General features: G+C 36.0%; 23 protein-coding genes. 16 read left to right on the forward strand and 7 right to left on the reverse strand.

All coding sequences use genetic code 11. The features are described 5' to 3' along the window. The first annotated feature begins 84 nt into the window (after positions 1-84). From L1999_RS13150 to L1999_RS13170, 5 genes are all read left to right on the forward strand, one after another. The gene (locus L1999_RS13150; RefSeq protein WP_235743955.1) at positions 85-1,047 is read left to right on the forward strand and encodes an aldo/keto reductase; all 963 of its coding nucleotides are present in this window, start codon (positions 85-87) and stop codon (positions 1,045-1,047) included. 48 nt (positions 1,048-1,095) lie between these two features. Beyond that, positions 1,096-1,209, forward strand: coding sequence for a DUF3658 domain-containing protein (locus L1999_RS13155; RefSeq protein ID WP_235744340.1), 114 nt, complete (start codon positions 1,096-1,098; stop codon positions 1,207-1,209). 221 nt (positions 1,210-1,430) lie between these two features. Continuing rightward, a complete protein-coding gene (locus L1999_RS13160; protein ID WP_235743956.1) occupies positions 1,431-2,045 on the forward strand; it encodes a hypothetical protein in 615 nt (204 codons plus the stop codon). 189 nt (positions 2,046-2,234) lie between these two features. Further along, entirely contained in the window at positions 2,235-2,777 is a 543-nt protein-coding gene (locus tag L1999_RS13165; protein ID WP_235743957.1) for a hypothetical protein, read from the forward strand. A gap of 293 nt (positions 2,778-3,070) precedes the next feature. Further along, a complete protein-coding gene (locus L1999_RS13170; RefSeq protein ID WP_235743958.1) occupies positions 3,071-3,631 on the forward strand; it encodes a CBO0543 family protein in 561 nt (186 codons plus the stop codon). A gap of 154 nt (positions 3,632-3,785) precedes the next feature. On the opposite strand, the gene L1999_RS13175 is transcribed toward L1999_RS13170, so the two are convergent. After that, the gene (locus tag L1999_RS13175) at positions 3,786-3,965 is read right to left on the reverse strand and encodes a hypothetical protein (RefSeq protein ID WP_235744508.1); all 180 of its coding nucleotides are present in this window, start codon (positions 3,963-3,965) and stop codon (positions 3,786-3,788) included. Between L1999_RS13175 and L1999_RS29605 the strand changes: the two genes are divergently transcribed. After that, positions 3,892-4,119, forward strand: coding sequence for a YjcZ family sporulation protein (locus tag L1999_RS29605; protein ID WP_275677613.1), 228 nt, complete (start codon positions 3,892-3,894; stop codon positions 4,117-4,119). The genes L1999_RS13175 and L1999_RS29605 overlap by 74 nt on opposite strands. A gap of 447 nt (positions 4,120-4,566) precedes the next feature. Here L1999_RS29605 and L1999_RS13185 read toward each other — a convergent pair whose 3' ends face one another. After that, positions 4,567-5,220 carry a carboxymuconolactone decarboxylase family protein gene (locus L1999_RS13185; RefSeq protein ID WP_235743959.1) on the reverse strand — a complete coding sequence of 218 codons (654 nt, stop codon included), beginning with the start codon at positions 5,218-5,220 and terminating at the stop codon, positions 4,567-4,569. 230 nt (positions 5,221-5,450) lie between these two features. On the opposite strand from L1999_RS13185, the gene L1999_RS13190 reads away from it, so the two are divergent. Further along, positions 5,451-6,206 (forward strand): alpha/beta hydrolase, encoded by a 756-nt coding sequence (locus L1999_RS13190; protein WP_235743960.1) that lies wholly within the window; start codon positions 5,451-5,453, stop codon positions 6,204-6,206. A 201-nt stretch (positions 6,207-6,407) separates the two neighbouring features. On the opposite strand, the gene L1999_RS13195 is transcribed toward L1999_RS13190, so the two are convergent. Further along, positions 6,408-7,046 carry an NAD(P)-dependent oxidoreductase gene (locus L1999_RS13195; RefSeq protein WP_235743961.1) on the reverse strand — a complete coding sequence of 213 codons (639 nt, stop codon included), beginning with the start codon at positions 7,044-7,046 and terminating at the stop codon, positions 6,408-6,410. 207 nt (positions 7,047-7,253) lie between these two features. Between L1999_RS13195 and L1999_RS13200 the strand changes: the two genes are divergently transcribed. From L1999_RS13200 to L1999_RS29855, 5 genes are all read left to right on the forward strand, one after another. Next, positions 7,254-7,688 carry an Rrf2 family transcriptional regulator gene (locus L1999_RS13200; RefSeq protein WP_235743962.1) on the forward strand — a complete coding sequence of 145 codons (435 nt, stop codon included), beginning with the start codon at positions 7,254-7,256 and terminating at the stop codon, positions 7,686-7,688. A gap of 230 nt (positions 7,689-7,918) precedes the next feature. Beyond that, positions 7,919-8,743, forward strand: a complete 825-nt coding sequence (locus L1999_RS13205; protein WP_235743963.1) for an ABC transporter permease family protein — start codon at positions 7,919-7,921, stop codon at positions 8,741-8,743. Between the two features lie 34 nt (positions 8,744-8,777). After that, positions 8,778-9,449: an ABC transporter permease subunit gene (locus tag L1999_RS13210; protein ID WP_235743964.1), complete on the forward strand. Its 672-nt coding sequence runs from the start codon at positions 8,778-8,780 to the stop codon at positions 9,447-9,449. Then, the gene (locus L1999_RS13215) at positions 9,440-9,775 is read left to right on the forward strand and encodes a hypothetical protein (protein ID WP_235743965.1); all 336 of its coding nucleotides are present in this window, start codon (positions 9,440-9,442) and stop codon (positions 9,773-9,775) included. The genes L1999_RS13210 and L1999_RS13215 overlap by 10 nt, the downstream gene beginning before the upstream one ends. 283 nt (positions 9,776-10,058) lie before the next feature. Next, positions 10,059-11,111 carry a hypothetical protein gene (locus tag L1999_RS29855; protein WP_430540019.1) on the forward strand — a complete coding sequence of 351 codons (1,053 nt, stop codon included), beginning with the start codon at positions 10,059-10,061 and terminating at the stop codon, positions 11,109-11,111. 144 nt (positions 11,112-11,255) lie between these two features. Here L1999_RS29855 and L1999_RS13225 read toward each other — a convergent pair whose 3' ends face one another. Beyond that, entirely contained in the window at positions 11,256-12,740 is a 1,485-nt protein-coding gene (locus tag L1999_RS13225) for an aldehyde dehydrogenase family protein (protein WP_235743966.1), read from the reverse strand. A gap of 394 nt (positions 12,741-13,134) precedes the next feature. Beyond that, positions 13,135-13,455 (reverse strand): hypothetical protein, encoded by a 321-nt coding sequence (locus L1999_RS13230; RefSeq protein WP_235743967.1) that lies wholly within the window; start codon positions 13,453-13,455, stop codon positions 13,135-13,137. Between the two features lie 207 nt (positions 13,456-13,662). On the opposite strand from L1999_RS13230, the gene L1999_RS13235 reads away from it, so the two are divergent. Next, the gene (locus tag L1999_RS13235; protein WP_235743968.1) at positions 13,663-14,112 is read left to right on the forward strand and encodes a hypothetical protein; all 450 of its coding nucleotides are present in this window, start codon (positions 13,663-13,665) and stop codon (positions 14,110-14,112) included. A gap of 139 nt (positions 14,113-14,251) precedes the next feature. Continuing rightward, positions 14,252-15,127, forward strand: a complete 876-nt coding sequence (locus tag L1999_RS13240; RefSeq protein WP_235743969.1) for an MBL fold metallo-hydrolase — start codon at positions 14,252-14,254, stop codon at positions 15,125-15,127. Positions 15,128-15,210: 83 nt separating this feature from the next. Here the strand turns inward: L1999_RS13240 and L1999_RS13245 are convergent, their stop codons facing one another. Beyond that, on the reverse strand, positions 15,211-16,107 hold the full coding sequence (locus L1999_RS13245) for a CPBP family intramembrane glutamic endopeptidase (protein WP_235743970.1): 897 nt from the start codon (positions 16,105-16,107) through the stop codon (positions 15,211-15,213). A gap of 231 nt (positions 16,108-16,338) precedes the next feature. Here L1999_RS13245 and L1999_RS13250 point away from each other — a divergent pair, with 231 nt between their 5' ends. Together L1999_RS13250 and L1999_RS13255 are read left to right on the forward strand one after the other, a co-directional pair. Next, positions 16,339-16,815, forward strand: coding sequence for a hypothetical protein (locus tag L1999_RS13250; RefSeq protein ID WP_235743971.1), 477 nt, complete (start codon positions 16,339-16,341; stop codon positions 16,813-16,815). Positions 16,816-16,980: 165 nt separating this feature from the next. After that, positions 16,981-17,988, forward strand: a complete 1,008-nt coding sequence (locus L1999_RS13255; protein ID WP_235743972.1) for a DUF3231 family protein — start codon at positions 16,981-16,983, stop codon at positions 17,986-17,988. A gap of 118 nt (positions 17,989-18,106) precedes the next feature. Here the strand turns inward: L1999_RS13255 and L1999_RS13260 are convergent, their stop codons facing one another. Continuing rightward, positions 18,107-18,388 (reverse strand): DUF1450 domain-containing protein, encoded by a 282-nt coding sequence (locus tag L1999_RS13260; RefSeq protein ID WP_235743973.1) that lies wholly within the window; start codon positions 18,386-18,388, stop codon positions 18,107-18,109. Between the last annotated feature and the right edge of the window lie 146 nt (positions 18,389-18,534).

The raw sequence follows: 18,534 nt of genomic DNA on the forward strand, positions 1-18,534 counted from the left end.
GTTGGGTAAACAAGTATCAGGTGAATAACACGTTAGCAAGAGGAAATAAATAGAGTATTCAAGTTTTAAGAGGAGTGAAACTTTATGAATTATATCAAATTGCAAAATGAGAAAATCCCTCCGATTGCCCTTGGTACATGGTCTTGGGGGACAGGTGCGAACGGTGGGGATGCTGTTTTTGGAAATTATATGACAGAAACGGACTTAAAGCCGATATTTGACGCGGCGATGGATGCTGGATTTAATTTATGGGATACAGCGGCTGTTTATGGGATGAACGCTTCAGAAAATATTTTGGGAAGTTTCATTAAAGGCAGGGAGGATGTGCTAATCTCCACTAAATTCACTCCACAAATGGCAGGAGACAATGACAACGCCGTTGAGGAACACTTGAACGGAAGCCTAAACCGGCTCGGCGTGGATCATGCTGATATTTATTGGATCCACAGCCCGGCAGATGTGCAAAGATGGACCCCAAAATTGATCCCTTTAATGAAAAGCGGAAAAGTAAAACATGTAGGGGTTTCCAATCATAATCTCGACGAAATTAAATTAGCAGCCAGCATCTTGGCGGAAGCAGGACTAAAAATTTCTGCTGTCCAAAATCATTACAGCTTACTTTATCGTTCATCGGAAGAAGCCGGAATTATTGATTATTGCAATGACAATCATATCGTTTTCTTTTCTTATATGGTATTGGAACAAGGTGCATTAACGGACAAATACAATCCGAAAAATCCTATGCCAAGTGGCACCAGAAGAGGCGATGCATTTAGTCCCGACGTACTTGCCAAGATCGAAAGCTTAATCCACGTAATGAGAGAAATTGGCAGCAAACATGATGCATCAACTGCACAAATTGCGACTGCTTGGTCCATTGCAAAAGGGACAGTACCGATTATTGGTGTTACGAAAATCTCCCATATTGAGGATGCTATTAAAGCTGCTGAGGTAAATTTGTCAGCCCAGGAAATCCTCGAACTTGAAAAAGCGGCAAAGGAAACCGGCGTTGAGGTCAAAGGCGCATGGGAAAAGCCCATGCATTAACATAACTCAGTCGCATAAGTGGCATTTTGGTTATCAGGGACAAATGAAGTGATTAACGCTTTCTTCTTAGAATATAGGATTCGGTATTTAATATATAGTCGATTCCTTGAACTAAAAGGAATACCAAAATCAATGAGACATTATAGTGTTAAACCACGGTGAGGAGTAATGATTGATTGATCTCTTCCATAAATCGGGCGTTTTCCTGCAATAAGGAAAATGCCTTTTCCATTTTAGGGCCATAATCTTGCATAACAAGCAAAAAGAAATTTTAAATTATAATGTTTTTCACTTGCACTAACCTGGCATGTTAGTACAACAAGGAATTCTGATTTTTTGTATCGAATAGATAATCAAAATATTTTTTTAAAAAAGGAGACCTTATGCTTTTTCATTATCATTTTTGGACCCCTTATGTAGAAGAAACAGAAAAATTTTATTTAGAAAATGGATTCCGTATTTCTCAACGTATAGGAAAATACAATGGCGATTTTCAGGCCTTTAATCCTCCATTAAATTGGAATGATTTTCGTGAAAAAAAGATTCTTTTTCGTATTATAGAGGCAAGAAAAGGGGCAGTAAATATTACTTTTGGTTTTGGAAAGAAGATTATGTTTGACCATATTGGCTTTTTAGTTTCAAAAGAAGAACAAGGTGATTTATGTGAAAATGCAGCAAAAATGAATTGGGAGGTTGATAAAGGGGAACGTCGAACCTTTATTGCAACACCATACAATTTTAGAATTGAACTTCAAACCAATGAAGATGCAGTAGATGCCTTTAACCACCAGGTAAAAATCCAGGAATTAAAATTAACAACAAAAAAAGCAGGATTAGAAAGCGACCTTTACTCTATATTCGGTAATTCTGCATCTAACATTAGTTCCGAAGTTGGAGAAGTGGTTACAATCAAACAAGTGGTAATAAAAAACCTCATTTCATCACCTATTGTAGACCCTAATGGAGTTGAAATTATTACAAGTGACCAAGGTTTTTAGTTTGTGAAAATATGTACTTAAACAGACTGGGTGCTTTCCTTAAATAAAAGTTACATGGGATAAAGAGAGGAGATTACGATGGTTAAAAGTAAATTGGCACTGACTAGTTCAGTGATTATTTTAGGTAAATGTATGTATTTATATTTCCCGTTTCCTAACAATATAATGGTAGGAGCACGTTCTACATTCATGTCGTTTCCAATTAGCAATCAAGATGGCTATATTTTCCTTGGGATAATTGGGTCCGTTTTGTTTATAATCGCCATGATTTTACTTGTCATTGGTATGAAGAAATATCAATTTCGAACAATAATAGTAGTTGTAATCGTATATGGACTTTTACCCAATCTTCTAATTATGATATATCAAGAAACGTTAGCAAGTGGCATTGCAGCAATTTCATACGATGGGAATGGCAAGTGCAAATTTGAGTCTGTGAATAAAGACTTATTGAATGGGGAATGCAATCTTGTATTACATAATCGAAGTAATAAGGCAGTGTCATTTGAACTAGAATTTATAGATTCTTTTTTCATGGAAGACGAAGTCCGAATGGAGTCACTTATGAATCTAGCTGGTCCGAAAAGTATTACGATAGAAGCTAATCGTAAAAAGTCTATCCATTTGAAGGAATTACTCGAATTATCAGATGTTCCAAAACATATTGAAGAAGGAACATCTGAAAATATTCATTTTAAGTTAATTGACGGGGAAACTACACGCACTTTATAGTAGATGTTTCACTCTTCTTAAATAGAGAAACTCACGCCTATTGAAAATTTAAAATAAAGTGAACGGTGTAAAGCTTAGAACGATTGGGTGTTTGTGTGAAAGATCGATTTTAGGAAATGATCGCTGCGGCGGTCATTTTTCCTTGTTGAGCAACTTTTAGCCTTATCAGAAATATTAACCAACCTAAAATAACGTATGGTATGCTCGTTCCCGATATAAATAGTCCCCCTACGCTAACATCATAATAAGAAGGAAAGAGGGAATTATAAGGAAAAAATAAGGAGTCCCTAATAATGATACATCCTTCCAATCATGTACAGAAATTAATAAATGAACAATATAAAGCACTTGATGTTGCGCATTCTCGATTAAGCGGAATTTGGCAAAAGGATATTCTATTCTCTTTCGGGTGGATGACAACATTGCTTTTAACAATAGTTCCATGGATTGTATGGTTTATTTTTCGGAATAAAGAAAGTTCAACCCGCTTAATGTTGGGTGGGTTGTGGGCAATGCTTATATCTTCTTGGCTGGATTACGTTGGGGTAACTCTAGGACTTTGGCGGTACTATAACAAATTAATTCCGTTAATCCCAGACTATATTGCATGGGATTTCGCACTTATGCCAGTTACCATTATGTTTTTTTTGCAAATCAAGCCTCAGGTAAGTTCAATCATTAAAGGGCTAATCTTTGCGGGCATGACAGCATTTCTGGCCGAACCACTTTTCTTATGGTTAGGTTACTATAAGTATCCTGGGTGGAACTCGGTTTTGTCATTTCCATTCTTTTTTGTCATTTATCTTATAGCACATAAATTGGTTCACAGTCCGGCAATTAAACCCCTTTTATAGCTGAAGGGAATATTTGTATTACTACAGAAGATATACAATAAGACTGATTTCTTCACAATGTTGACACTGTTCATTTAGAAATAAAAAGCTTCATTTGAAATCCATCGCCTGCCACTATATGGTCCTTCCATTACAAAAGGTAACCTTCACTGTTTCATGCCCATATATCATATAGACGGGCTCCAATTTCCTCTCTGAGTGTAATATATAGTGTACTGTCATAATAGGACTTCTTACATTCGAAAGGAAGTGTTAAAAAAATGAATAATGCTATACCAAATGCAATACCGAATGCAATACCGAATGCAATACCAAATGCTTTGCCAAATGCCATACCAATTACTCCTCTTCCCCAGCCATTGTCTTACTCCTATGCGGCTCCTGTTTATGCAGAGTGTTTTCCTACACATGGGTGCGGTGATTTTATTCTCATAGTAGTGTTGTTTATTTTGTTAATCATAGTTGGGGCAGTTTGTTTCTGTGGTTAAGAGAAGTGACTGGATTCGATTAGATAATCCTCATTCTATTCCTGATGAGGGTTATTTTTCTTAGATCTTCCTTAAGACTAAAATAAAAATCTATCTTTATATTTAACTGAGCCTAAAATTTAATTTCTATCCCGTTTTCGATATAGATTGTGTTTTGTAATTCGGTTTGGTTTAGTAAATAGTCAGCTGTTAAAATCGAAGTAATCAAATCAGTGAATAAATATAATATTAGTACTCAAAAAGACCTACTAACCGTTCGTTAGTAGGTCTATTCTTTATTTTTTTATCTTTAATATAAATTATACTGTTGGTAATGGTAAAACTGTCCTTTTTCTATATGAATAGCTGCCATAATATCGGAACTGATGTCGTCTGATAGCCTTGAGTGTATGAGTTTTCTAGCTATTCGTATGTTTCCTTTTTTGGAAGACTTAATACTATATACCCTCAGTCTTGGTAACTTTGAATCATATTGGCCATGTGTGCAAAGCAACCACCTGCGCGTAATGCGGAAGTAACCATGATCGCTTCAGCAAGTTCTTCACTTGTAGCACCGAGTTTTTCGGCTTTTTTCGTATGAACATCGATGCAATATGGACATTGACTGGCTACTCCAGAAGCAGTTGCGATAATTTCTTTAAATTTAGCAGTGAGTCTTCCTTCTTTAGTGCTGGCAGCACTAAATGCTGAATATCTCTTGAACCCCTCAGGAGCAAATTTACCCAGTTTGCTTAAATTTTTTAAATTGGAACGAGCATATAGAACATCTGATGCATCGACATTTTTTGCGTTATGTACATGCGTACTATGAGTAACCGCACCACCTGCTTCCACAGCGGTAGCAACAAATACAGCTTCAACAAGTTCTTCTAATGAAGCTCCTGCACTTTTTGCTTTCTTAGTATGAGAGTCAATGCAATACGGGCACTGAGTAATATGAGCAATTGCCACAGCAACGATTTCTTTCTCTCTTACAGTAAGAGCACCTTCTTTAAATACTGCAACATTAAAATCATTAAAAGCTTTTAATTGTTCAGATGCTAAATCTTTTAATTGAGCTAAATTTTGAGTGTTTTCTTTTGCATATAGATTGGATGGCATTTTCAAAACTCCTTTTAAACTTTTAGGGTTAGTTTAACCTTAATTAAATAAAATAATTTTACCAAGCGTTCGGTATAGGTATGGGATCACTGAGGTTAAAATTACTCACGATCTGCAAATCGTTTTCTCAATCTACATTTTTGGAGGCTAGTTTAACACTCAAGAATTGTAATAGATGAACTATATGGTAAATTTAAAAATATAGGAGTAAACGCAAAGGGGGAATCATTTTGTTAGAAATATTTCCTGTATATATCACTTCCTTCAAACAAGATAGGCAGATAAGAGTCTATTTACCTAAGAATTACAACGAAGGAAGTAAAAAATACCCCGTCCTATATATGCATGATGGACAAAATATTTTTAATGATGACGATGCGATTGGTGGCGCATCTTTAGAACTAGAAAACTACTTAGATAAAAATGAAATAGAAGTTATTGTTGTGGGAATAGACCAAAATACAAATGACCGAATAAATGAATATTGTCCTTGGGTAAATGGGGAATATTGCAAAAAAATACTAGGATACGTTAGTACATCTGGGGGAAGAGGGAGGGAGTATGTTGACTTTATTGTGAATGAACTAAAGCCATTTATAGACAATAAATACCGTACCTTAAAGGACAATACTGCAATGGCAGGTATCTCTTTAGGGGGACTTATTACCACATATGCTATGTGTCGTTATCCTCAAGTATTCAAAAAAATATTCGTATTATCTTCTGCTTTTTACCGGAACCAAGAGGAAATTGAAAAGCTGATAAAGGATTCTGATTTGTCTTTAATTGAAAAGATTTACTTAGACTGTGGAGATAAAGAATCTGGATATACTGAAAACATAAATAAGGAATTTATAGCTTCAAATAAAGCCATCTTTGATAGGTTAAAAGAGAAAGTAACGAGTACAGAGTTTGCTATTATTATAGATGCTGAACATAACTATTCATTTTTTAGAGAAAGAGTATCAAAAATTTTTTCTTTTTAATTAATAATTTATGTCAGATGGTGAAGGTTGGTACTTAAACAAACCGGTTTTTCTTAAAGACGGAATAGCTGCTTAATTGGCATTGCATAATTCCTATTTTGCAAACCCGACCTTTTTAAGGGAAGAAGGTCGGGTTAAGCTAAGTTGAATGATGCTGATTAAAAAATGGTTGCTTTCAAACCTTTTTTACACCGTCACTACTTATTCTGATTCGCCAACGACAGTAAACCGTTCGTTTATGTGCTGTGGATGTTCAATTTCATCTAAAACTGCAATGGCGTAATCGGCATAACTGATATAGCTTTCACCTTTTGAATTTACAAGAAGATGATCTTTTCCTGACTTATACGTTCCAGTTCTTTTTCCTTCCGCATCAAATACAGCAGAAGGACTAATAAATGTCCATTTAACGTCAGTTGTTGTCTGTAATTCTTGCAAATTTCGCCCTTGACCTTTTGCTGTTGGCTTCACAATATCTGGGAATTCTGGTGTATCAATTAACTGAACCGTTTTATTTTCATCGACATAAAGGCTTCCAGCGCCACCGACAATGATACCTCTTGTAGTAGTTCCTTTTAAAGCCTCAATTAATGCATGCCCAGCATCCACATGTGATTGCTCTTCTCCAAGTGGAGCACCAAAAGCATTTACTACTACTTCAAACTGCGTAATATCATCCTGTGTAAGGTCTAAGATGTTTCTTTCAATCACCGCCACATTCGTGTCTTTCAGTTTTGACTTATCTCTTATAATAGCTGTCACTTCGTGTCCTCGACTAACTGCCTCTTTTAAAATAACACTTCCTGCTTTACCACTTGCTCCAATAATTCCGATCTTCATTTTATGTTCCTCCTGTTATTTAAGTTTAATCTGTAACTAATATGATTACATGTATTCATATTAGTTACTTGTACTCTATTTGTCAACAGGTAGAATACTATTTATTATTTTGGTTGTAATTTGGTATAATAAACTTGTAATCAAATTAATTACATGGTGAAGAAATAAAATTAAATAACGCATCGTTAATAGGGGTGGTGACTGAACATGTCCATCAGCAGCCGATTCGCTGTCGGAATTCATATATTGACTCTAATTGAAATAAATAAAGAAGGAATAACCTCTTCTGAATTTTTAGCTTCAAGTGTTAACACGAACCCAGCCGTAATAAGAAAACTAATGGGGATGCTAAAAAAAGCTGGTTTGATCGAGGTACATCCAGGTATTGCAGGAGCTAAACTCGCAAAGGAATTAACTGATATTACCATGTTTGACGTTTATAAGGCAGTTAATGTTGTACAGGAGAAAGAATTGTTTAGCATACATGAAAATCCAAATCCTGATTGTCTTGTAGGGAGGAACATCCAGAATACAATAGAACAAGTATTCACAGCAGCACAATTTGCAATGGAGAAGGTTTTAAGAAATGTTACTTTAGAAGAAATTGTGAAGGATATTGCTACTAGAGAAAATATCTGTTAAAAAGGGCATTCTAAAGGAATGTCTTTTTTCTTTGTTGTTCAACTAACGCACCCATTAACACAATAGGTGTATTTGTCTAAACATATATCTGAGGAATATTTACTCTTTAGACAATAAATTTGTTCTATAAAAATAATGATTATTGAGAATATAATGCTAAAATGGAGAAAAAAGGAGAAGATATTATTTTACAAATAATTTAAAACGAGGTAAAAGAAATAAAACGTTTTTTGGAATGGCCGATCAGGCTTGCACTCATATTAGCAGGTTTTCTATTTATTATTAATCTTCCATTTTTATTAGGCATAGGAAAAACAACGATTTTAGTAAACTTCGAACCGTTTTGGGCTTCAGTAATAACAGATTTTCAACGATTGTTAGACATCAAGAATTCACAGGCTTTCGATCTTTTAAGGGAATTAACTTTATTTGAAAGTTATAGCTACACAATGAAGATATTACTAGGATGTCTATTGGTTGTAATGATTCTTTCAACTGTCCTATCGATTTTGGTTATGATGGCACCAAGTAGAATCAGGACTGTTTTAAAAAGGATGATTGATTTTTTTGAGGCAGTACCTGATTTACTGATGATCTTCTTTATTCAATTTTTCGTTATTATGCTCTTTAAGACAACTGGGGTTAAGTTAATGCAACTCTATGGGGTTTTCGGAGCTAGACCATATTTTGTTCCAATTGTTACTATATCCTTTCTGCCTCTTTTTTTATTAACACAATTTCTTGTGAAAATTTTGGCGGAGGAGCAGACACAATTGTATGCATTGTTCGGTACGGCAAAAGGTTTAAGTCGTATGAGAATTTTACTGGTACATATTTTTTGGAATGTTCTCCCACTTTTTGTTTTGCAGCTGAGGACAATTGTTTGGGTAATCCTATCAACTATTTATCTTGTAGAATATATGTTCAATCTTCCAGGTTTTACGAGATTTTTCGAACTTATTCTATTCCGAGGTGGAGATATTGTTTCACTTATCATCTGTTTACTGATGTTTATGTTTCCACTCCTTATTATTGAAGTGCAGGCTAGTTCGTAACTAAACTCATCCGGGGAAAGGTAGATTTGAATATATGAGAAATTACAAAAAAACAATAATCGGCTCTGCCATCCTACTCGTGCTATTATTAGCTAGTTTGTTATACACTAAATTTGCCCCTTTGGATTTTAATCAACTAACACTTATTACTGACTCCAAAGGAAAGGTAATTGGTAGAGCACCTTTTCCACCTTCTAAGCATTTTTGGATAGGAACGGATCGAAACGGTAAAGATATCCTTTTACTACTATTATATGGTGCTAAGTTTACTCTAATAACAGCCTCTGGAGTAGCGCTGTTAAGAGTGCTGTTTGGTGGTGTTTTTGGGATTTTTTTGTCCCTGTGGGCACCATTTCTAAAAAAATATTTCAGTGACTTTTTTTTGATTTTTCGTTATATACCATCTGTTTTGATTGGGATTATTTTGATGCTGCCAATTGTCGGTGGATTTACTGATGTTGCCATTTCTTCGATCGTAACCTATCAAATTATTATTTTAGTGTTCATTGGATTTCCTTCGGTGACGATATTTACCGCAGATTTAATGGACGAATTACTGAGAACAACCTTTGTGAAGAGCTCTTTACTAATGGGTGCCAGCAAATTGCATATCGTTAGAAAACAATTAATGCCATACATTCGATCCTATGGGATATTATTTTTCGTTCAGCAGATATTGGCACCCTACAGATTACTATGCATCTAGGGATTTTTGGCTATTTTTTAGGAGGACTAAATAGAGGGGGAGTACTGGGATTCGATCGACCAGAAAAGAGAGCAACGTTATCAAATGAGTGGGCAGGATTAATCGGTCAAAATTTTCACGATTTTGTTCTTATAACATGGTCTGTATTTGGTCCAGTTTTGGGATTTTTCTTTGTCATTTTTATCGTGAATATGATCAAGAAGGAATTGGAAGAAAATATTTCTGGAATGCAAGTTAGGAAGAAGAAACGAGAGAAAAACAGGGAGGCGATGACTTCAGTTTCTCCCATGAAGCAAGGTATGTTTGATTTCGTTCACAAGTTATAAGGTAAAATTTATGAAACTTCATTTCCTTTCCAAAAAAAGAGGTTTAAAAACGCCAGTCATGTTATTCCATTAGAGGGCACAATTCTTGAAAAGGAATTGTGCCTTTTTCAATAATAGGGCTAGGTTATAGAGCAGCTTTCTTTAAAGAAAGTTGTTTTTTTTATAACCATGAACCCATTCTTTTAAATATGGGCTTGTAGATCTAGTTATTAAACCAGCCACAAATAGGAATATTACATAGGTTAAGTCTAACATTACGTTTTAAAAATGAGGAGAATAAGCTATGCACCAGTATTGGTATGTGAATTCAAGAGGGAGCGAAAAGCTATATCATAACCAAATTTCAGTACCATTATATTCACAGCCCCAATTACCCAATCTTGGAGGAATAATGGGTCTTGGTATTCCCGAAGGTTGGAGTGGTCACGTCTATCATGCTGGGTGGAAGAGGCCTGGGGTTTTAAAGGGTTTTGATCATATGGAAATGCCAGATAATTGGACTTCTAGCGTCCGCCAGGTGAGTTTAGTACAAGAGTCTTCTTCTAGTTGGACAACACCGGCCGACCATAAGGGCTTAACACCCCATGTACACACCGGGAAATCGGTGCCGCTGGTGGATGATGACGATTGGGAGGTGAAGTTGCAGCCAACAAAATGGTCGCAAACGGCGGACACTGAAGGTTCCACGTCTCAAAAACAACTCGGAAATTGGTTGCCGCTGGTCAATCATGACGATTGGGAGTCACATGAACAGTCTGACGATTGGCCGCAGCTTCCCAAACATGCAGGTGTTATGTCTCAAGAACACAAAGGAAATTGGCTGCAGCAGGTCAATCCTAAACTATGGGAGTCACAAGTTCAGCCGGCCAACTGGCCGCATTTTCCCGGAAATCCAGGTTTTATGTCTCAAGGGCCTTCTACTCCATGGGCGCAGCCGATTAACCATGCAGGGATGTTCGCACAAGGGCAGCCTCATGGTTGGCCGCCATCAGCCAACCATGCGGGTTACAATTTCCAAAAACAGCTTTTCCCTTGGGCAAAGCAGGTCAATCATGCGGGGATGTTCGCACAAGGACCTCTCGCCGCTTTGCTGCCGCCGTCCGTCAATCCTTTTGGCTTTAAAGCCGGTGGGCAGCAGGCGAAGTGGGGCGGTTTTGGAAACCCTGGGGGCTGGGGTGGACATGTAAATCCCCTGGGATGGGGGAATAACAATAGCAATGGTAATGGTAATGGCCAGCCGGGCATCCTTGGAAGCTTACTTAAAGCGGGAAAAGGCACCATGAATGGAATAGGAATTATTAGTAGTCTAATCGGTGTGGGAAAGTTCCTATTTTAGTGAAATAGGTCGAAATATTGTAAGTGTGATTAGCACAATATAAATTTTCCTGCTTCAATAACGGTGCGATGCTTTAATAATAAGGATATAAAAAAGAAGGTTACTGGATTCAGCACCTTCTTTTAGTGTGACTAATAAATATTTTTATTGCATTGAAATCCAGACACTCTTAACCTCTGTATAGTTATTAAGGGCATAGGATCCCATTTCACGTCCAATACCTGATTGCTTATATCCGCCAAACGGTGAAGCAGCATCAAATGCATTGTAGCAGTTTACCCAAACAGTTCCAGCGCGGAGCTTGTTTGCAATATAATGGGCATTAGCAACATCGCGCGTCCACACACCTGCTGCCAACCCATATTCGCTATTGTTAGCACGATTAATTAATTCATCTAAATCATCATATGGCATAGCAGAAATAACAGGTCCAAAGATTTCTTCTTTGGCAATCGTCATTTCATCACGTACATCTGCAAAAATAGTAGGGGAAACAAAGTAACCTTGTTCCTGAGGCTTATTTCCGCCCACCACAAGCTGTGCACCTTCATTTAGTCCTTTCTCAATATAACCTAATACACGGTTTTGTTGCTCGACTGAAACAAGAGGTCCAATTTCTGTATCAGCATGAAGTCCGGCACCTTGTCTAATCGATTTTGCATGTGTAGCCATATCTGCAACTACATTATCAAAGTGTTTCTTTTGAATGAACACGCGTGAACCTGCACAGCAAACCTGACCTTGGTTAAACATAACACCGTTAAGCGCACCAGGAACTGCCTTTGTTAAATCAGCATCAGGAAGGATGATGTTTGGTGATTTTCCTCCAAGCTCAAGTGTCACTCGCTTCAATGTTTTAGAGGCATTGGCCATGATCATTTTTCCAACTTCAGTGGAACCAGTGAAAGCAATCTTATCAACTAAAGGATGGTCAACAAGCGGTTGACCTGCCGTTTCTCCAAAACCAGGAACGATGTTGACAACACCTGCTGGGAATCCGGCTTCCTGAATTAATTCAGCCAAGTAGAGCGCTGATAGTGGGGTTTGCTCAGCTGGCTTTAGAACAATGGTACAGCCAGTTGCAAGAGCAGCTCCTAGTTTCCACATTGCCATCAATAGTGGGAAATTCCAAGGGATAATTTGCCCAACTACGCCCACAGCCTCGTGACGTGTATAGTTTAAGAATGGTCCATTGACAGGAATTGTCTGTCCAACAATCTTCGTAGACCAGCCTGCATAATATCGCATATGCTCGATTGCCAAAGGAATATCGGCATTGGTTGTTTCTCGGATCGGCTTGCCGTTATCCAAAGTCTCTAGCTGGGCTAGTTCCTCACTGTTTTCCTCCATCAAATCAGCAAGCTTGTACATCAGCCGGCTCCTAGTAGAAGCGCTCATTTTTGACCATGGACCTTCATCAAATGCTTTACGTGCAGCTTTAACAGCCAAATCAATATCTTCTACACCTGCTTCATAAACACATGCTAATACCTCACCTGTTGCTGGATTATATGTATCGAAGGTTTTTTGTGACTTACTCTCCACGAATTCACCATTAATAAATAATTTTTTCTTCCCACTTAGGAACCTTTCAACCTTTTCTTTTAAAACTACTGTTAATTGAGTCATCTAATTCCTCCTAAAATATAGTTTTTTTTGTTTATAGGAAAGCCCTGGTAGCGCTTTCCATAAAGATGATAACATTATGAAAATATGAAAACAATAACTAGTAATACAAATATTCTGATAATATTCGCCATAAACTGTCAATTTCGCTTGATTAAACTTCTAAAACTTTCAAAAGACAAATAGGTATCAACAAAACTTAATAAAACTTTACGAAATCCAACAAACTAAATAAGACGTACTAAAGTCAAGGGGCGCCACTTTTCTAAGCAGGTTAGTTCAAGTACAATTCTTCACAAAAATTCAAAGTGGAGAAATAAACATCTATTTTCAAACCAACCAGATGAATAGTAACCATCTAGTTGGTTTGCATCGTTTGTGAACGATTGAGGGTAACCTAACATGTAATTTCTTTCCCGTTTTCGATATAGATAGTGATTTGTAATCCGGTTTGGTTTACTACATAGTAAAATACATCTTTTGCCGTGCCTCGGACTATCTCGCTTAGACCTAAGTTGTCAAACAGGCGTGCATAGCAGCGGATGATCAACGTATCCTTTTCTTTAAACAGATGATAATAGACTGTTTCCTTATGTATTTTCGAATAACAATGGATAAATAGATATTCATCTGTTGGTTCGAGCCCTTTTATAAAAAGTTCTTTTTGAATGATTCGTTTTATTTCCGCGATTTGTTGCTCGGATAATTTTACCCTCATACCAGCACACCTTCTTAGCTATTGATTGGAAGTTCATATTAATTATTATACGAACAAGCGGGGACACCTGTCACAAAAGAAATGGATGCCACAGATGATCTCTATAAAAGATTTACAGCTCTTTCTTATTGAAATAACGAGGAAGTATAATGGGAGAAGTAGTAATAGTATATTCCATTCGATTTAATAGTTAGAGGAAGTGATAACATGTTTTTTTATTATTTTATGCTCATACTTGGAGCCTTATTTGCAATTGGTGCTGTAATTGCCTTAATGGTTATGTATGGTACGACAGACTTTCGATTCTTAAATATAATGAAATGCCTTGGAATCTTATGTATTGGTGTTTTACTTTTAGGGTTTACTCTCCCAAGTCTGAAATATGTAGTGCTAAAAAAATATGATGTCGTAAGTGGAAAATGTGTGATCGATATCGATTCATCAGGTCGTTCTTCTGAAGCGGACATTAATATGCTAGATACCGATGAAATGTTTACCTTTAAAGATATTCCTAAACTTGATGCTTATGGAAAGTCCATCCCATATTATTGTGAGGTAACAGTTACAAAAGACCATATGTTTGAAATTAGTTATAAAATATATGAAGCCAAAACACGAAAGCTAATCGTAACAAGTAAAAATCATATCATTCCATGATAGGATATTTATTGAGGCGACTATTTGCAATGCCATTCCATTTTTATAGGAAATAATTTATCTACTATGATTTTGTTATATATCATTGTGTAAAAAGGGATTATAAAACATAGATGAATGAAGAACAAGGGGGAGTACCATGCAAACAATAAACAAAATTGGAAATTCCTTTTGGTATATGACACCAGTATCGGAGACCGATCGACCGATAGTAGGAATGGTAGTGGGAAAAGAAAAAACATTAATGATTGATGCAGGTAATTCAGAAGCCCATGCCCAACTGTTTTTAGAAATGCTGGGAGAACAAAATGTCGCAAAACCGGATATGGTTGTGTTAACACATTGGCATTGGGACCATATTTTTGGACTTTCTTCCTTAACGGAAGCGGTGTCCATTTCTTCAAAAGCAACAAAGCAAGAAATGGAAAAACTAATCCCTTTATCTTGGACGGATAAGGCTTTAGATGAGCGGGTAAGGGAAGGTACAGAAATCGAATTTTGTTCGAGCTGTATAAAAAAGGAGTTTAAGGATCATCGGGATATTCAAATCACTCTCCCTACAGTTGTATTTGAAGGTGAACTCGAGATTGACCTTGGTGGAGTAACTTGCTTGTTAAAGCATGTTGGCGGGGACCATGCCGCAGATTCTGTGGTCATCTATCTTAAAGAAGAAAAATTATTATTTTTAGGCGATAGCATCTATCCAGATATTTTTTCTCCCAAACCGAACTACACAACAAAACGAACAAAGGAACTGACAGCCATTCTCGAACAGTTTGATGCGGAGACGTATATCCTTTCCCATTCGAAGCCAATATCCAAGGATGAGTTTAACGCTGAAATGCAGTTACTAAAGGCGGCAGCCTATTACATAGAAAAATGTAATGGGAATGCAGACCAAATAAAATTGGAATTTGCACGAGAATTAAACCGGGAGTTAAATGAAGAGGAATTGGAAACGATTGAGTATTTTGTAAATGGATACATGGCGGAGTTGGACAATCGAGTGTTGTAACTTCATTTTCCATTTTTTAAAATTTCGTTTCATTAAAAAAAGATGTCAGTTACCTTGCAAAAATAGCAAGGTGGCTGGCATCTTTAGTTAAGTCTCGTCAATTTGTATTTTCTCAACGAAATAAATAAGAAAATGCCAAGAGAAACAATTGTCCACATGAGTGAGACAGCCGGATTAATATTGGTGACAACAAATAAAGAGGGAAGGTCACCTAAGGCAGAATCATTCATCGTGAGGAACCATCCCAACAGCATATTATTTGCTGCGTGCGCTCCGATCGACAATTCAGCACTGTTCGTTTTTGCTGTGATATAACACCAAATAAATCCAGTTAGCAAATAATCCGCTCCAACCAATATAGGGGAGTATCCCATTTCGGGATTGGTGAAATGGAGGGCACCAAATATGGACCCTGCAATAAGAGATAAAAGAAAAGGAATACGAATCCATTTTCCAATCATCTGCATGAGATATCCTCTGAAAAATAATTCCTCACAGGTCGTTTGAATGGGAGTTAAAACCAGCACCAGCACAAATAAAATCAAAAAATCAGAAACTTTGACATCGTTTAAGGAGTAATCCCCAGGGTTTACCAGGAAATCAATGATCGTAGTCAGAGCTAAGATGACAAAATAGGTTATAAATCCAAAGCCTATTTTCTTCCAATCTATTTTTCTATTTGGTGTAATGAGCGATGTGAATTTCCGTTTATGAATAAATCGAATCGCGACATAAAGCCCCAAAAGCCAAAACAAAAATGGTGAATTCATCAGGGTAAAATAGAGTAACGGGTTGATCCCCACATAATCCTCTTTAACACTATCATAATAGGTATGGGGGTTTCCATCCGTATTCACAATCCATTCACTAATGATGGTATAAGGCAGCGCCCCAACAACAATAAATAAAATAATGACAATCAAGGAACATAAATACCTCTTCCAGCTATTCTTGCCTTTTACTACTCTTATAAAGTCCAATTATATTTACACCAACATTCTAGTAGATTTAGATGATGCGTACAAATTCGTACATTATTGATTATATTAGTCAATTACTTACATTATTACCAGGTACTTTTTCATATAAATTGTTTATAAAAATACCGAGAAAACGGAAAGATCCACTTGAATCGCTTGTAAACTTTTATATGAGTATAAAAAGTGTCATATTATGGATAATAAATTTATAACAAGCGGTTGGAGGACTATATGATAAACAAGAGAAAAACACTTTCATTTTGCACATTGGTCATACCTTGGTTGACAATCCCTTTAATTGGTAAGAATACTTTTATCCGCTTTATGCCAGTTGCGACTTTTATTGGTTATTTTTTCGGACTTTTAAGTGAGACCGCTGACAATAATAAATGGTGGAAGGTTAAAAATCCTTTATTCCCAAAAAATCGGCTGGATATTTCTTATTTACTTGGGCTTTTTTTTATTACAACCATTTGGGTATTTAAATTAACCTTCGGAAACTTTTTTAAATATCTTGCAACCAATATTATGATCGATTTAGTCTTTTCATTTCCTATTGCAAAATTGTTCACCAAGGTTGGGGTTTTTGAGTTTAAAAAAATGAGACCTAAACATTTTTTCATTTTGTCTGTTTTTATGGCAATCATTATTTATTTGTATCAATTATTAGTAGAGCAAGCTATCTCAAAAGAATCTAACCAAAATTAATAAGATTGTGAATATTTGTACGTAAGCTCTAACGGGCAGAAATGGTTAGGAAGTAAATTGTTTAGCTTACTGTATAAAGCAGCAGGCTTTTTCATTTACATATTGTTAGGAAAAATAGGGAAAATTGTAAATATAAGGATTGTTTGGTAAGATGGGGGTTTATTTATGGAGGAAAGCAATCATGTACAGCTTACATCAGCAGAGATAACAGCTCTTTGGACATCCTATATGAATGATACTGCCATTGCTTGTCAGTTTAAATACTTTTTAACCATAGTTGAGGATGAAGAGATTAAAGCATTAGTCAAACATGCTTTTGAAATTGCTCAAGGAAATCTTAAAACACTAACTGAGATTTTCAACAAAGAAAAATACCCAATACCTTATGGATTTAATCTAAATGAGGATGTAAATGTAAATGCTCCTAGGCTGTATTCAGACACATATTTTTTGAATTACCTCCATCAAGCATCACAAATAGCTCTGCAAGGATACAGTATCCATCTGCCAGTATCAGTTAGGGCAGATGTTTACAGTCATTTTAGTGAATGTATTTCACAATTAATAAATTTTCTTAGGGATGTAAAAGAGCTTTTATTATCTAAAGGTCTTTATATCAGATCTCCTTATTTACCTATACCGGATGATATTGATTTTGTTAAAAAACAAAGTTTCCTTAAAGGCTTTTTTGGGGAAAAGAGACCATTACTAGGTACAGAAATAACAAACCTCTATGTTAATTTTCAAAGAAATGCTTTTGGAGTTGCAACCTTAATAGGATTTAGTCAAGTTGCACAGTCAAAAGAGGTAGCTAAGTTTTTATTTAGAGGTGTAGAAATTGCAAAAAAGCATTGTGAAGTTTTTGGAGCTATCCTTAGAAAGGATTACCTTCCAGTACCTATGTCATGGGATTCAGATGTAACTGAGTCTACAGCTTATACTTTTTCAGATAAACTTATGATGTACTATACTACATCCCTTATTGCTCTAAGTATTGGATTTTATGGTACAAGTATGGCGATGAGTCCTAGAAAAGATTTAGCTCTGCATTATGTAGGACTAACTGCTGAAATAGCTATGTATGCTGAGGATGGGGCTAATATAATGATTAAAAATGGATGGCTAGAACAGCCTCCTATGGCTCCTGATAGAGATGAATTAATCAAAAAATAAAATCCATTATAATCCATATTCAAGTCCTTCTGCATTAAAACAGAAAGGGCTTATTTTATTATGTAAGGGTATAATGGAGGAATCTTTAACAAACAGATAGCTAGATTTAAGGTTCAGCCTATTCTTTCCTTTTACGTTCAATGAATTGTTGAAGAGCTTCTAATAATTCCTTTGAATTTTCTTTTGAGATAAACTGACCATCGATTATCGCATATGGAGACTGCTTACATTCTTTACATCGACTTTGACACTCATACTCTTTATAGTTGATGTACTTTGATTGTAAGAAAGAATCGTAATCAGAATAGTTTTCCTCTGTTAGAAATATGTCAAGATTTTTTTGACAAAATTCTATATCTATCTTGAATTGTTTGTTAAATAATTTATTTAATAGCTTCATTATTGATACATCCTTTTTTACTTAAGTCCATTGATGAAATAACTATATCCTAAAAACAAAGCTTTAATTGTAATAAAACGTATGTACAAAGGGATTTCAATTTGAGATAAACTTACACCCCCCATGTTTATCCTTTTTTGATGGAG

This window comes from Neobacillus drentensis (genome assembly GCF_021560175.1).
GTDB lineage: Bacteria > Bacillota > Bacilli > Bacillales > Cytobacillaceae > Neobacillus > Neobacillus drentensis_A.

Excerpts from the sequence above, each read along its gene's own strand:
- L1999_RS13150 (WP_235743955.1), top strand. The coding sequence starts at position 85 with ATGAATTATATCAAATTGCAAAATGAGAAAATCCCTCCGATTGCCCTT.
- L1999_RS13160 (WP_235743956.1), top strand. The coding sequence starts at position 1,431 with ATGCTTTTTCATTATCATTTTTGGACCCCTTATGTAGAAGAAACAGAA.
- L1999_RS13165 (WP_235743957.1), top strand. The coding sequence starts at position 2,235 with ATGTCGTTTCCAATTAGCAATCAAGATGGCTATATTTTCCTTGGGATA.
- L1999_RS13170 (WP_235743958.1), top strand. The coding sequence starts at position 3,071 with ATGATACATCCTTCCAATCATGTACAGAAATTAATAAATGAACAATAT.
- L1999_RS29605 (WP_275677613.1), top strand. The coding sequence starts at position 3,892 with ATGAATAATGCTATACCAAATGCAATACCGAATGCAATACCGAATGCA.
- L1999_RS13175 (WP_235744508.1), bottom strand. The coding sequence starts at position 3,965 with ATGGCATTTGGCAAAGCATTTGGTATTGCATTCGGTATTGCATTCGGT.
- L1999_RS13185 (WP_235743959.1), bottom strand. The coding sequence starts at position 5,220 with ATGCCATCCAATCTATATGCAAAAGAAAACACTCAAAATTTAGCTCAA.
- L1999_RS13195 (WP_235743961.1), bottom strand. The coding sequence starts at position 7,046 with ATGAAGATCGGAATTATTGGAGCAAGTGGTAAAGCAGGAAGTGTTATT.
- L1999_RS13200 (WP_235743962.1), top strand. The coding sequence starts at position 7,254 with ATGTCCATCAGCAGCCGATTCGCTGTCGGAATTCATATATTGACTCTA.
- L1999_RS13210 (WP_235743964.1), top strand. The coding sequence starts at position 8,778 with ATGAGAAATTACAAAAAAACAATAATCGGCTCTGCCATCCTACTCGTG.
- L1999_RS13215 (WP_235743965.1), top strand. The coding sequence starts at position 9,440 with ATGCATCTAGGGATTTTTGGCTATTTTTTAGGAGGACTAAATAGAGGG.
- L1999_RS29855 (WP_430540019.1), top strand. The coding sequence starts at position 10,059 with ATGCACCAGTATTGGTATGTGAATTCAAGAGGGAGCGAAAAGCTATAT.
- L1999_RS13225 (WP_235743966.1), bottom strand. The coding sequence starts at position 12,740 with ATGACTCAATTAACAGTAGTTTTAAAAGAAAAGGTTGAAAGGTTCCTA.
- L1999_RS13230 (WP_235743967.1), bottom strand. The coding sequence starts at position 13,455 with ATGAGGGTAAAATTATCCGAGCAACAAATCGCGGAAATAAAACGAATC.
- L1999_RS13235 (WP_235743968.1), top strand. The coding sequence starts at position 13,663 with ATGTTTTTTTATTATTTTATGCTCATACTTGGAGCCTTATTTGCAATT.
- L1999_RS13240 (WP_235743969.1), top strand. The coding sequence starts at position 14,252 with ATGCAAACAATAAACAAAATTGGAAATTCCTTTTGGTATATGACACCA.
- L1999_RS13250 (WP_235743971.1), top strand. The coding sequence starts at position 16,339 with ATGATAAACAAGAGAAAAACACTTTCATTTTGCACATTGGTCATACCT.
- L1999_RS13255 (WP_235743972.1), top strand. The coding sequence starts at position 16,981 with ATGGAGGAAAGCAATCATGTACAGCTTACATCAGCAGAGATAACAGCT.
- L1999_RS13260 (WP_235743973.1), bottom strand. The coding sequence starts at position 18,388 with ATGAAGCTATTAAATAAATTATTTAACAAACAATTCAAGATAGATATA.